The following is a 12,890-nucleotide window of genomic DNA, read 5'->3' on the forward strand; positions in this document are numbered from 1 at the left end:
CCACAAGCACAACACACTTCAAGGGAGAACCCCGAATGTCCCGTTTCACAATTGACCACCAGCAGACTGACACCCTGGCTGGGTCGATGGATGATGTGTCGCACCGGATCGTCGACCTGATGAGCCGCTACAACGAAGCGATCCAGAACATGCAGGCCAGTCAGCACCTGGTCGGCGACGCCGGCTCCCAGAACGTGCTGACTGCTCAGGACGTCACCGATGCGCAGAACAAGGTCCAGAACCGGTTCAAGCAGATCAACGACGTGCTGCGCAAGGTCGGCGCGGACACCGCGCACACCGACTCCGACGCGCACGCTGCCCTGCAGCAGGTCGCCGGCAGCATCTCGTTCCAGTCCTGAATCCGATCCGCACCCGAAACTCTTTGAAAGGCAACACAATATGATTATCGCCGACCAGGGTGGCATCCTCGATGGTGTCTCCAGCGTTCAGAACTTCAGCGGTGAACTCGAAGGCCTGCACCAGGAGGCCACTCACCTGCTCCAGTCCTCGAAGGCATACTTCGACAGCAAGCACGCCGGTGACTCCTACACCGAGGTTCAGAACCTGATCAACCAGGCCGTCGACGACTGCAAGCAGGTCATGCTTCGGCATGGTGACGCGCTGGACACCGCCGGCCAGAACTTCAACAACACCGACATCCAGGGTGCTGGCAGCTTCCACGGCGTCTGACCGTTCCGCAAGCACCACATAAGAAAGAAAAAGGAGGGCCTGCTTCGGCGGCCCTCCTTTTTCGCAGTGAATCGTGAAGGGGGCCAAGCATGTTGACGACGACGGTCAACCAGCTGTGGGTGCTGCAAGCGCTGTGTGGCGCCGAGACGATGCCCGTCGGCCTGGGCCACCTGAAGCCCTACATTCCCTCGGTGCACTCGGACATGATGGTGGATACCACCGCTGGTTCGGTGCCCCTCACGGCCACAGCGGAATACGACTGCCTGCGCAGGACGACGCCGCCGGTGATCGATGCCAACGGCCGCGTCGACGATGTGGTGCGGGACTGGATGACGGTGCTCAGCCGGCCGGATCGCGAAGTGATACTCGCGATCCGCATCCCCAATGAACCGGCGACTGAGACCTACGGGCCGACCGTATCTGAACGGACCATGGTGATCTGCCGGCATCAGAACCGGTACCTGGCGATGGCGGCCCGCAGTGGCGACGAAATTGTCATCGGCGGGGTCGGCGAGTCGCAGAGCCTGGACGGGCAGACAGCGTTGATGACTCGGATGCTGCTGCCCGCGTTCGGCTATTGTCCGCCAGCGGACATCGATGGCATCAATGTCCCCAAAGCGGCTCTGATGCAGGCGATTCAAGCGAGCGCGGGGGCCGGTGCCGCGGGTATCACGGCGGCACTGAAGTCGGTCGGGCTCAGCCCGTGGGACGCCCAGGTTGTCACTGCCGCCACCCAGCTCGACGATTCGGCCATGGCCGTGGTGACCATCTTGGATCGTGGCGCGCAGCTGCGCGCACATGAGCGGGTGTTGACGGTGGCCGATACCGAATACGGCCGCGTCACGTTTGTCACCAAGCCCGGCGCTGACGGCACCGAGTGGATGAGTATCTGGCCGACGACAGAGGCGAGCTTGGAGCAGGACCTAGCTGAATTCCTGGCCGTGGGCCAACTAGTGTAAGAGGGGCTGGCCGGGGGAGGCCGGATAGCTGTCGAGGGTGGGAGAAATAGTGCAGATAAGGCCCTTTGGGCGCCGGTAGTGTACTGACTATGGCGTTGAATCTCGCGAGCCGACTGCAAGTTACGGCGCACTATTTTTGGAACCGCCGCAACGCGGCGGCACTGTCTCACCACGGTGTGCGACTGGACTACGACCCCGAGCAGCGCCGCATCTCTGCAGCCATCCTCGGGGCGGTCCTGCTTCTGATCGCGATCGCCTTGTCGGCACTGATGGGCTACATCAAACCCGCCGGCCAGGTGGGCAGCTCACCGATCCTGGCCGACCGGGACAGTCCCCAGATCTATGTGCTGGTCGACGGCAAGCTGCACCGGGCACTGAACTTGGTGAGCGCGCAGCTGATTTCTGGTCAACACGTCCAACCCACGTTCGTCAAAGCCGACGAGCTGGCCAAGTACCCCTTGGGCCCGCAGGTTGGAATCGTCGGCGCCCCAACGGCAATGCCCATCCGCACCGGGATGGAGTCAGCTTGGGCCGTGTGCGACACCGCACCGGCGGCCACCGCGACAACCTCTGCCGGGCACGCCCCGATCGTCACCGGCATTGCCGGTCCGGTCACCCTGGGCGACCGCAGCCAGCCGCTCAAGATGCCCAATGCCGTGCTGGCCAAGCACGGCGACACGACGTTCGTGGTCTGGGATGGCCACCGCTCGGACATCGACTTGAATAACAAGGCGGTGGCTTTGGCCCTGGGTGTGGATTCGGCTGCCCCGCAACCGGTTCCGATGTCCACGGCACTATATGACGCGATCCCGGCGACCGACCCGCTGATCGTCCCGGCCATTCCGGGCGCCGGCCAGCCGTCACCGTGGAACTTGGGCAATGGTGTCGTGATCGGCTCGGTCCTGTCCGAGCGGGATCTACAAAGCAAGGAAGAGCTGTACTACGTCTTGCTGCCCAATGGGGTGCAACGAGTTTCGACGTTCGTTGCTTCACTTCTGCGCTCTGCCAACTCGTTTGGGGACACTGCCCCTGTGGCTGTCAGCCCTGACAAGCTCGCCGCGGTGCCGGTCGTCAACAGCCTTCCGGTGTCCTACTACCCGCCGACGCGGCTGCATCTGGTGGACACCACCGTCGACGGTACGACCTGCCTGGCCTGGTCCAAGAGCAACGGCGATACGGCGGCCTCGGTGCAGGTGCTGTCCGGGCAGGGTCTGCCGATTCCGCCGTCGCAGGACGGGCGGGTTCAGCCACTGGTCAAAGACAGTGGCGATGGCCTGGCCGCGGTTGAGGCCGACCAGGTGTACATCGCGCCGGGTTCGACCAACCTGGTCATGACGACCAATGCTGATCCCGCGTCGGTGAGCCGTGACGCGATGTGGTGGGTCTCCGATGACGGTGTGCGCTATGGCGTCGCCCTGGAGGACAGCACGCTCAAGCCTTTGGGCATCACTACCGCCTCGGCGGGCCGCGCGCCGTGGTCGCTGATCCGGACCTTCGCCGCTGGCCCGGCGCTGTCTGCCGCCGATGCCGCCACCCAGCACGGGGGAGCTGTTGGCGCGGACGGGCCGGTTGCCGTGCTGCCCACGAAAAGCGCTTCGGCACAAGGACATTAGCGATGTCGAGGGTTGGAAAATTTGTGCAGATACCAGCCAAAACCGTTGATAGGATTTGAATATGACTGAGCGTCACGACGATTTGTACGACGACGAGAACACACCCGCCGACCCTGCGGGGGCGCCGGTCACCCCGCCCACCCCGCTCGATGGCAGCTGGGGCGAGCGGTTTCGTGCCAAGCATGGCCTTCACCAGGCCGATGCCGAGCCCGCGGACGAGCTCACCTCGGTCGTACCGCCGTCCGCGCTGCCGGCGTGGGCCCGCCGCGACCCAGGAGCCGATGTCGCGCCGCCGCCGGCCGCCGGCGAAACGCCGGCCGATACCTCCGGCGAGGCCACCACGCCGCAGGCGCCGTGGCCGGCCAACTATCAGCAGCCGCCGCTTTACGGCCTGCGCCCCGGCCCCCCACCGCCGCCCCGGGGGGATCAACCGACACAGAACCTGGGGCAGTTGTTCCCGCCGCAGGGTCCCCCGCAGTGGGATGCGCAGCAGGACAGCGGTTCTCGGCCCGTGCCGCAGCAGCCGACCTACCCGCCGCAGCCGCCGCAAGGACCGCCGCAGCACTACGCGCAAGAGCAGTTCGCGCCGCAGCAGTACGCGCAAGAGCAGTTCGCGCCGCAGCAGCACTACGCGCCGCACGGTGCTCAGCCGCCGGTCCCTCAGCAGCAGCCCGCGGCCGCACCTCAACAGTCCGGCGGTGCGCAGGGCTCGGCCGCCAAGTACAACTACTCGGACTCGATTCGCCGCGAGGAGATGGTGCCCGAGCGGCGCGTGCCGCCCAAGCGGGGCTGGCGTCACGCGGTGTACATGGTGACCCGGATCAACTTGGGCCAGTCCGCGGACGAGCGTTATGAATCCGAGCTGGAAGCCAAGACTCGCTCCCTGCTGCGCGGCAAGTACCGCATCGGCGTGTTGGGCAAAGGTGGTGTCGGCAAGAGCACCAACGCCGCGATGGTCGGCTCGCTGCTGGCCGAGTACCGCCAAGACGATCGGGTGATCGCCATCGACGCGGACACCGCTTTCGGCAAGCTGGGCCCCCGGATCGACCCCAAGGCCAGCAACTCGTACTGGGAGGTGGCCGCCGACAAGCGGTTGGACAGCTTCTCGGACATTCGCAGCCGGGTGGGCAGTAACGCCTCGGGCCTGTTCGTGCTGGTCGGGGAGAAGGCCACCGCCCGCCGCCGTGTGCTGGATTCAAAGATCTATAACGAAGCAGTCGAGCAACTCGACCGGCATTTCAGTCTGTCGATCATCGACTGCGGTTCGACGATGGATTCCGAGGTGACCAGGAATGTGCTGCGCACCCTTGACGCGCTGATCGTGGTGACCTCCCCGTGGTTTGACGGGGCGTCCGCGGCCGGGGACACCTTGGAGTGGCTGGCCAACAACGGCTACACCGGGCTGTTGCAGCGCACGGTGATCATCATCAATGACAGCGATGGTCATGTCAGCAAGAAGGACCTCGAGCACCTCAAGGACCAGTTCGCCAGACACGGCCAGAAAGTGTTCGTGATGCCTTTCGACGAGCACGTGCGCCCGGGCGGCGTGATCGACATGCGTGACGGGGTCAGCAAGCGGACGCGCCGCCGGGTGCTCGAGGTGTGCGCAGCCCTGGCCGAGCATTTCGCGGCCACCACCGACGCACCGCGGCAGGTGCGTCGATGACTGCCACTGCCGATCGGCTGACCGCCACTGGCACGCAGGCTCAGACGCCGTCGTCGAGTCGGGTGCGGTTCCTGGTCGGTGAGGACCATTTGATCGACCTGTTCTTGCCGGCGGCGGTGCCGTTGAGTCGGCTGGCGGACCCAGTTGTCAAGACGGTCAACCGGATCCTGTTGGGCCGCAGCCAATCCGAGCTGCCGGCGGGCAGTTACGTGTTCGCCCGCGCGGCGGGGATGACGCTGCTGCCGGGCAACCTGTCGCTGGCTCAGCAGGGCATTACTGACGGCGACCTTCTGGCGCTCATTCCCGCAAAGTCGGCGCAGCGCTACGAGCCGAATGTCGAGAACGTGTCCGCGGCGCTGTCCAAATACGCCAAGGCGCATTTCCCGGCGGTGTCGTTGACCGATGCTCGCCGGACCGCGGTGGCGCTGACGTTGGTCGCTCTGGCCATCGCCAGTGTGCTGTTGTGGCGGCTGCGGTGGGCATCGGACTTCAACTGGCTGGTGCCGGCATTGTTCGGTGGGGCAGCGCTGGGGTTGGCGGCCGCCTCGATGCTGACCGGCCGCTTGGGTGCCGAGCGGTTTGTCACCTCGGCACTGACGTGGGCGAGCGTGACCGCCCTGGTCGCCACGGCGGCGACCGCACCACCTGCTACCCACCCCGGCGCACCCCACGCCTTCCTGGCCGCGGTGGTCGCCTTGGCGAGCGCGTTGGGGATCGCCCGGTTCACCGGCCGCAACTGGGTTCCCGCGGTCGCGGTGGTAACGGTGTCGACGGCGGTCATCGGGGCCTCGGTGGCCCGGATGTTCTTCACGGTGCCCGGTCAGCGGATCGCCGTGGTGGTGCTGGTCGCAGCGCTGCTGATCAGTATCGCCGCCCCACCGATCGGACGCATGCTGGCCAAGGTGCCGCAGCAGTCGTTCGACTCGATCACCGGCAAGGACATCTTCTACCGCAACCCCGGCGACGAGGAAGACACCATCTCCCCGGTCGAGGACAGCGACAAGGACATCACCCTGCGCGGCCCCGCCTTGGCCGAGGTCGCCAACCGATCCAACCGCGTGCTGTCCGGGATCACCCTGGGCACGGCGCTGGTCGAACTCGCCGCCACCTGGTGCGCCATCCACCCCGGTGTCGGAACCCAGTGGACCTTCGTGGCGCTGGCTGCCACGGTCGCGCTGACCATCATCTCGCGGGCCCGCGCGTTCCGGGACCGCCGCCACGCGACGATCACGGTCAGTGGAGCGGCACTGTCGTTGTTCGCCATCCCCGCGCACTACGGCCTGGCCGCGCCCGCCGGATCGACCTGGCCGGCGCTGGCCTCGTGCGCGGCGCTGATTGGTATCGCCCTGCTGGCGCTGGTGGCGGGTGCGGTCGTCCCGGCGCGGTCGTTCTCGGCGCCGGTACGCGAGCTGGCCGAGTACATCGAGTACGTCGCCATCACCGTGATCATCGTCTTCGCCGGGTGGACCATCGACCTGCTGCATTTCGCGAGGTACCACTGATGTCGATCAAACACATCGGCGCCGCGGTGGGCGCGGCCGCTCTACTGTCGGCCAATGTGATGGCGCCCCCGATGGCCTTGGCGATCACACCGCCGGTCATCGACCCCGCTGCGTTGCCTCCGGCGGAGACGCCCGGACCGACCACCCCGGTGCGCCAAACCCAGGCCTGCATCGTTCCGGCGGTCATCGCCGACCCCGACGTCACCCAGCCGGCCCCCGGCAACACGATGCTCAACATCAAGCAGGCCTGGCAGTACTCCACCGGCGCCGGCGTGGCGGTGGCGATCATCGACACCGGTGTGACACCCAATCCGCGATTCCCGGCGCTGTATGCCGGCGGCGACTATGTGCAAGGCCTGCCCAATGGAGGCCTGAGCGACTGCGACAACCACGGCACCGTGGTGGCCAGCATCATCGGCGCGGCCCCCTCCAACCCGGCCGACCGGCCCCCGACCAAACCCGCCGGTGTGCCCCCGCCCCCGCCCCCGGCCGCGGTACCGGCGAACCCGGCCCCGACCAGCGCGCCGCCGCCACCACCGAAGCCGTCGACGGTCACGGTGACCGCGCCACCCCCACCGGCACCGCCCCCACCGCCCCCGCCGACCGGTGATGCCCCGGCCGCCGGCGGGGCCGACGCGAACTGCCAGCCTCCGCTGTGCGCGCCGCTGGTTCCCGGACCGCCGCCCGGCGCCCCAGATGGCGTCGTCGGCGTGGCGCCCGATGCCACCTTGATCTCGATTCGACAGTCATCGACCGCCTTCAGCCCCGAAGGGCCCGGTGATCAGGACGAGGTGCACCACAAAGCCGGCGACGTGGTGTCGCTGGCCAAAGCGATCCGCACCGCCGCCGATCTGGGTGCCAAGGTGATCAACGTGTCCCTGGCGGCCTGCATCAACGCCATGGTCCCGGTCGATCAGGCCGCATTGGGCGCCGCCGTGCGGTACGCCGCGGTGGACAAGGACGCGGTGATCGTGGCCGCGGCCGGCAACCGCAACGATCCACATCAGCGGGATTGTGGCCAGAACCCTGCCTACAACGCGCTGAACACCAAGGACCCGCGGGACTGGGACGGCGTGCACACCATCGTCAGCCCCGCCGAGTTCTCCGACTATGTGCTCTCGGTGGGGGCGGTGACCCCTGAAGGGGTCCCGATGCCCGACTCGATCAACGGGCCCTGGGTGGGCGTGGCCGCACCCGGCTTGCGCATCATGGGGCTGTCCAGCACCAACGGCGCACCCATCAACGCCTCGCCGGCGGACCCGGGCAACGGCAACGGCATCTGGGGGACCAGTTTCTCGGCCGCCTACGTGTCGGGAATCGCCGCACTGGTACGGGCGAAATACCCGCAGCTGACGGCCCATCAGGTGATTCGCCGCATCATGGAGACCGCACACAATCCGGCGCACGGGGTGGACAACCAGGTCGGCTACGGCGTCGTCGACGCGGTGGCCGCATTGACCTGGGATGTGCCCCCGGGCGATCCGCGGCCGGTCGAGCATCTGAGCACCGCTCTGCACATCCCGCCGCCCAAACCTGGACCGGACCTTCGCGGCCGCAACGTCGCGCTGATCGGCGCGGGATCGGTCGCACTCGTGGCCATCATCGCCTCGTCGATCATCGCGATCCGCCGCCGGATGTCGCCCTGACCGCCGATAGGAAGCCAAAATGAAAGCACGCACCGTGTCTGTGCGCCCCACCCTGGGTCCGGTCGCGGCCGCCGAAGTCATATCGGTCATCGCGTTCGCCGCGCTCTGGCCGTGGCAGTGGGGGTGGTGGCCGTGGGCCACGATCACCGTCGTTGCCCTGGCCGCGATGGTGATCACCGTGCATCGCCGCAACCTCGCCGCTTGGTGCGTGGCCCGGATTCATCACCTGCGCCAGCGCCGCTACGCCACCCATGTGGGAGCCGCGGTGGACATTCACCACGGCAACGCGATCTACGGTGTGCGCACCGCCGGCACCGAAGCGGTAACCATGATCCGCGTCGACGGGCGTCCCTACATGCCGACCTACCTTCGCGGCTCCACGGTGTCGCACACCGCCAATGAACTACCGCTCGAGGTCTTGACCGGCCTGCTCGATCAGCCCGCAGACCTGCATATCGGCATCGACATTGTCAGCGACGGGCAGCGTGTGCGCTCGGGCACGGGTTATCCCGAGCTCTACAGCACCCTGCTCGCGGATCGGCCGGCCGCCGGCCAGCGCACCACCCGGCTCATCGTGCGACTGGACCTGCCGACCTCGGTGCGCGGTCTGCTCATCCGCCGGTCGGTGGGAGCGGCGGCCGCTGCGGTCACCGAGCGCATCATCAAAGCCCTTGAGCAGGAGGGCATCCGTGCCACCGCGGTGAACGCCGAGGATCTGAACGCGGCGCTCACAGCGCTGAGCCTGGGCTTGGCCGTCGCACCAACGCCGCCCGAGCCCGTCGACGAGCTCGACGACGCCGAAGCGGATACCGCCGACGCCGCCGCGGACGGTGCCGGCCCCGACGAGGACGCCGACGAACCGAGTGAGCTGGGCCGGCATCGCGCCGCCGATCGACCTGTGGCCCGGCCGCGCAAGGTCCGCCAGCCCCGTGTCCGGCCGGGCATCGACGTGTTGTGGAACCGCATCTACACCAAGCCGGGGTACGTGACCTCGTACTACTTCTCGCCGGAAGACATCACCACAGATGCCTTCAACCGGATGTGGTCGCTGCGCGCCGATCACATCGTGCACACCATCATCCTGCGCAAACAGCATGACCCGAACCAACGCCACTACGGCAAGGTCTTGGTCTCGTCCCTGGTGCGCACGACCGACCCCCGCCCTCCTCAAGGACCGCCCACCTTGTTCCTGAACACTCTGCCGGGGGACCAATATGACGCGGTGCTGCGCGCGGCGCCGACCAGCGCCCCGCCGTTGAAGCTGCCCGTGAAAGTCCTTGAGTCACCGCAAGAACTGACCGTGCCGATTGGCGAGACCGGCATCCTGGTCGGGTCCGCACGTCACGACATCCCCACGGCTTACCCCGCTGTGCAGCGAGATGACCTGGTGATGTGGCCGCTGACCGATCCCCAGCGGCCGACCCGTATCACCATGGCGACCTCGGATTTCTATGTGCGGCAATTGCTGATCCGTACCGCCGCGACCGGCAAGAAAATCGCCATCTACTCCAGCGACCCGCAGCGATGGATGTCGATCGCTGAACCAAACATCGCGGTGGTGACTCCTGGCCGGCCCGCTGAGTTCGTGCCCTCGATCATCGTCAATGACAACGCCCATATCGCGCCGTCCGCTGGCCTCTCGTCGACGGTAATCACGTTGGGGCGCAGCCAATCCGGCGCACCCGATATGCGCTTCCAACAGATTGACGAGTCCACGATCCGCATCATCCAGGGCGCACGGAGCATGGACATCAGCCAACTGGTGTTCCGCCATGAGCAGACCTGGACCGGGGAACCGAACGTCGCCTGAGACGAAAACAGTGCTCTGCCGGGGCGACACAGGATTTAGGCTTAACGACATGGCGGTCTTCAACGCACAACGCCCGATCAGGTGGATCGGTGGGCATGGCCGTCCCCAAATCCTGCGTGGGGCATCACTTTTCACCATTCAGCAGGTGGGCCACGCGTGTGGATTGCCGGGCCCTGTGATCATGCAGCTCGTCCCTCGAACCTGGGTGGATGGTGCGGGCTGGATGTACACCGCCGACCAGCTGCGCGATGCCGTGGTGATCGCAGCGAATATGCGTCGCCAGCGCACCGGCGAGCCGCCGCTGTCGCGCAGCGACCTGGGTGAGCTGATCGCGTGCGACGGCTGCGACCGCATCGCCCCGTTTTTCGGCGAGGCGCGCAGCGGCTGGCTGCACGTCGACGACCCGGACAGCAGCGTGCAGGCCGACGGTGAGGGCCGCGATTACTGCCCGAGCTGTCACATCGAATGCCCGGCCTGCGCGGCAGGAGTGGCCACCGGCGACTGCGAGCAGTGTTGTGGGCTCGGGCGCTGCCCGGTGGCTCCGAAGGTGCAGGGAATCGTCCGGTAGTCGTCAGTCGCCTTCCTGCGTGGGGAGTTCAGCGCCGGCGGTGATCGCGCCGTCCGTCCGCACATCGATCCACGTCGCTGGTCTACTGCAGTCGGCACCGGTGAGGTTGGCACCGCGCAGATCGACCTCGGCCAGTGAGGCACCGCTGAGATAGGCGCCGGTGAGGTTGGCGCCGCGCAGATCGACCTCGGCCAGTGTGGCGCCGGTCAGGTTGGCGCCGGTGAGGTTGGCACCGCGCAGATCGACGTCCCTGAGCGTCGCCGTCCGCAATGATGTTCGGACCAGCGCCGCTCCTTGCAGGTTTACCGATTCGAGGACGCATTCGTCGAGTGCGGAGGCCGAGAAGTCTGCCCGGCAAGCCGGGAGCTGGCTCAAGGGGCGACCGTCGCCGTTGGTGATGGTCAGCCCTTGGCATTCGGCCTCGACCAGCGTGATGCCGATGAGACGGCAGTCGACGAACTTACTGTGCCCGCATAGCGCCCCGTTCAGATCGGCGCCCGTCAAGTCCGCGCCCTGGATGGTTTTCCTATACAGGTGAGCGCTGGTCAGACTTGCGTGTTGCAGCGCGGCGCCGGTGAAGTCGATGCCGTCCACTGCCAAACGGGCGTTGTCCAGGCGCAAGCCGCTGTGGTTGTTGGATATCCCGTTCGGCGTGAACGGGCGCCAGGGCGCTGTTGCTACCTCCAGAACGTCGGCGACGCAGGCCGATGCGCGCCTCGGGAAAAGGTAAGGGCGGCTGAGCAGTTCGCAGAACATGTGCAGGGCTGCCATGTAGTCGTTGTAGCCGGCTTTGCGCTCGAGCAGGTCCAGAAGGTCCTTCGCGGCCTCGCGCGCGTCGATGTCGTTGTCCGCCGCGGTGAGCCTGGCGTGGATGGCTGCTAGATCTGAGTCTGGCGCGAGGTACATGCTGGTCTCCGTGGTCGGTTGGGTTTGGTTGTGCCCAAGCCTGGCAGAAGGTTCGGACACGATGGCCGAACACTGCGCTCCCTAGGCGGCGAGGTCTTTGCTGCAGGCGTGCGGGCGCGGAATTTAGTGCAGGTGGGTGGTGTGGCAGCTATTACCCTGGATTCATGTCGTTGATGGATGCGTGCGCGCGCACTGAGGCCGCAATCAAGCGGGCACAGTCGCTGTTTGGCCCCAGCCCCGAAGCGGCCACCACCGGTGCCGCCCCACTCACCGCGGCCGCGACCTCCGCCGGCACCGCCGGCACCACCATGGGCACCCAATCCGGCCACAGCGCCCAAGCCCACACCGGCCTGATCAACCAGACCGTGCCCCACCTGACCCGCGCCGCCGGCAACGACACCACCTTGCAACAGCTGACCGCCCAAGCCGCCCAGGTCTCCCACACCGGTGCCACCCAACTCGACATGGTGCTCCAAAAAGTCAAGAGCACCACCGCCTTTGCTGCCACCGCCAAAACCCACGCCGCCCAACTGTCGGCCTACCGGGCCCTGCAAAACCACGTCAGCGACGCCTCCAACATCGTCAAAAACGCCAGCAGCGCCTCCGACCAACTGGCCACCGACGCCCGCAACCTCACCTACAGCACCGACAAAGACACCCCCGGACCCCACATCCAAATGGTCGACAACGAAACCGGCGGCAGCGCGGATCCGAACGCACCGAAGGCGGCGGTGGACCCGCGCCACCCCTTTGTCGGCGATGAGCGGTTCGGGCAGTGGGTGGATGTCGTGCCGCCGCCCTACACAGGGGACACCCCGCCGCCGCCCTGGACGGGGCACAAAGACTTTCCTGAGGACACGATGCAAATCGGGCAGCCCAAGGGGCCGGCCGGCCCGTCAGGCTTCTATGTGCCCGGCGGCCGCCCGTGGGCGGATGACAATGCGCCGCCGATGGCCGATGTTCAGGAGCAGTATGCGTTCCGCATGTCCGGGCAGGATTACACGCCGTACACCCGGATGGTTGATGGGCGGCAACAGCAATGGGTGCAGTACACCTATGACGCTCGGGAGTGGACGAAGGTCAACATCAATGGTCCGGCGTGGGCCCCTAAAGGTCCCAATGACATCACCGGTGAACTCGGCGGCACGACAACCGGCGGGCTCGGCGGGATCAGCCCGCCGGCGTACATGCATCCGTGGCGGCCGATCTCGCTTGAGCAGATCGTCTCCATGTCGGCAGCCAATCCGTCGGTGACGTACTACATTCCCGACGGTTGCGGTGGCCAGCTCACCTTTAAGGGCGGGTCGGCGCACGGCGGCCTGGCTCCAGAACCGACGATCCCATCCATCATCGCTGCCCCATAGATGTGCTGACTCCAAGCGTTGGCTACGCGATGATGTTGGCGCACAAGGTTTCGTGAAAGCACGATTCGTCTGGCCAGCCAGCGGCAAAGTGAACCGTCCCGGGTTTCATGCACCCTCAGGTTTCTGTGATCCGGCCGGTCTACCGGTCACGAGTTGGGAATAGTAG

Annotated in this window: 11 protein-coding genes; 10 read left to right on the plus strand and 1 reads right to left on the minus strand. The window is 66.7% G+C overall.

Features of this window, described 5'->3' with window-relative positions; translation table 11 throughout:
* The first annotated feature begins 35 nt into the window (after positions 1-35).
* From ACJH7A_RS25335 to ACJH7A_RS25375, 9 genes are all read left to right on the plus strand, one after another.
* On the plus strand, positions 36-359 hold the full coding sequence (locus ACJH7A_RS25335) for a hypothetical protein (protein ID WP_406802913.1): 324 nt from the start codon (positions 36-38) through the stop codon (positions 357-359).
* A 40-nt stretch (positions 360-399) separates the two neighbouring features.
* Positions 400-690 carry a WXG100 family type VII secretion target gene (locus tag ACJH7A_RS25340; RefSeq protein WP_406802914.1) on the plus strand — a complete coding sequence of 97 codons (291 nt, stop codon included), beginning with the start codon at positions 400-402 and terminating at the stop codon, positions 688-690.
* Between the two features lie 89 nt (positions 691-779).
* On the plus strand, positions 780-1,649 hold the full coding sequence (locus tag ACJH7A_RS25345) for an ESX secretion-associated protein EspG (protein WP_406802915.1): 870 nt from the start codon (positions 780-782) through the stop codon (positions 1,647-1,649).
* A gap of 89 nt (positions 1,650-1,738) precedes the next feature.
* On the plus strand, positions 1,739-3,262 hold the full coding sequence (eccB, locus tag ACJH7A_RS25350) for a type VII secretion protein EccB (RefSeq protein WP_406802916.1): 1,524 nt from the start codon (positions 1,739-1,741) through the stop codon (positions 3,260-3,262).
* A gap of 61 nt (positions 3,263-3,323) precedes the next feature.
* Positions 3,324-4,928 (plus strand): hypothetical protein, encoded by a 1,605-nt coding sequence (locus ACJH7A_RS25355; protein WP_406802917.1) that lies wholly within the window; start codon positions 3,324-3,326, stop codon positions 4,926-4,928.
* The gene (eccD, locus tag ACJH7A_RS25360; protein WP_406802918.1) at positions 4,925-6,430 is read left to right on the plus strand and encodes a type VII secretion integral membrane protein EccD; all 1,506 of its coding nucleotides are present in this window, start codon (positions 4,925-4,927) and stop codon (positions 6,428-6,430) included. Before ACJH7A_RS25355 ends, eccD begins: the two co-directional genes overlap by 4 nt.
* Entirely contained in the window at positions 6,430-8,076 is a 1,647-nt protein-coding gene (gene mycP / locus ACJH7A_RS25365) for a type VII secretion-associated serine protease mycosin (RefSeq protein WP_406802919.1), read from the plus strand. The genes eccD and mycP overlap by 1 nt, the downstream gene beginning before the upstream one ends.
* Positions 8,077-8,095: 19 nt before the next feature.
* Entirely contained in the window at positions 8,096-9,886 is a 1,791-nt protein-coding gene (gene eccE, locus ACJH7A_RS25370) for a type VII secretion protein EccE (RefSeq protein ID WP_406802920.1), read from the plus strand.
* 49 nt (positions 9,887-9,935) lie between these two features.
* The gene (locus ACJH7A_RS25375; protein WP_406802921.1) at positions 9,936-10,454 is read left to right on the plus strand and encodes a hypothetical protein; all 519 of its coding nucleotides are present in this window, start codon (positions 9,936-9,938) and stop codon (positions 10,452-10,454) included.
* A gap of 3 nt (positions 10,455-10,457) precedes the next feature.
* Here the strand turns inward: ACJH7A_RS25375 and ACJH7A_RS25380 are convergent, their stop codons facing one another.
* Positions 10,458-11,360, minus strand: a complete 903-nt coding sequence (locus ACJH7A_RS25380) for a pentapeptide repeat-containing protein (RefSeq protein ID WP_406802922.1) — start codon at positions 11,358-11,360, stop codon at positions 10,458-10,460.
* 164 nt (positions 11,361-11,524) lie between these two features.
* Between ACJH7A_RS25380 and ACJH7A_RS25385 the strand changes: the two genes are divergently transcribed.
* Positions 11,525-12,724, plus strand: coding sequence for a hypothetical protein (locus ACJH7A_RS25385; RefSeq protein ID WP_406802923.1), 1,200 nt, complete (start codon positions 11,525-11,527; stop codon positions 12,722-12,724).
* Positions 12,725-12,890 lie beyond the last annotated feature (166 nt).

Source organism: Mycobacterium sp. SMC-17 (assembly GCF_045310915.1).
GTDB lineage: Bacteria > Actinomycetota > Actinomycetes > Mycobacteriales > Mycobacteriaceae > Mycobacterium.

Coding starts and splice junctions, on each gene's coding strand:
- ACJH7A_RS25335 (WP_406802913.1), top strand. CDS start 36: ATGTCCCGTTTCACAATTGACCACCAGCAGACTGACACCCTGGCTGGG.
- ACJH7A_RS25340 (WP_406802914.1), top strand. CDS start 400: ATGATTATCGCCGACCAGGGTGGCATCCTCGATGGTGTCTCCAGCGTT.
- ACJH7A_RS25345 (WP_406802915.1), top strand. CDS start 780: ATGTTGACGACGACGGTCAACCAGCTGTGGGTGCTGCAAGCGCTGTGT.
- eccB (WP_406802916.1), top strand. CDS start 1,739: ATGGCGTTGAATCTCGCGAGCCGACTGCAAGTTACGGCGCACTATTTT.
- ACJH7A_RS25355 (WP_406802917.1), top strand. CDS start 3,324: ATGACTGAGCGTCACGACGATTTGTACGACGACGAGAACACACCCGCC.
- eccD (WP_406802918.1), top strand. CDS start 4,925: ATGACTGCCACTGCCGATCGGCTGACCGCCACTGGCACGCAGGCTCAG.
- mycP (WP_406802919.1), top strand. CDS start 6,430: ATGTCGATCAAACACATCGGCGCCGCGGTGGGCGCGGCCGCTCTACTG.
- eccE (WP_406802920.1), top strand. CDS start 8,096: ATGAAAGCACGCACCGTGTCTGTGCGCCCCACCCTGGGTCCGGTCGCG.
- ACJH7A_RS25375 (WP_406802921.1), top strand. CDS start 9,936: ATGGCGGTCTTCAACGCACAACGCCCGATCAGGTGGATCGGTGGGCAT.
- ACJH7A_RS25380 (WP_406802922.1), bottom strand. CDS start 11,360: ATGTACCTCGCGCCAGACTCAGATCTAGCAGCCATCCACGCCAGGCTC.
- ACJH7A_RS25385 (WP_406802923.1), top strand. CDS start 11,525: ATGTCGTTGATGGATGCGTGCGCGCGCACTGAGGCCGCAATCAAGCGG.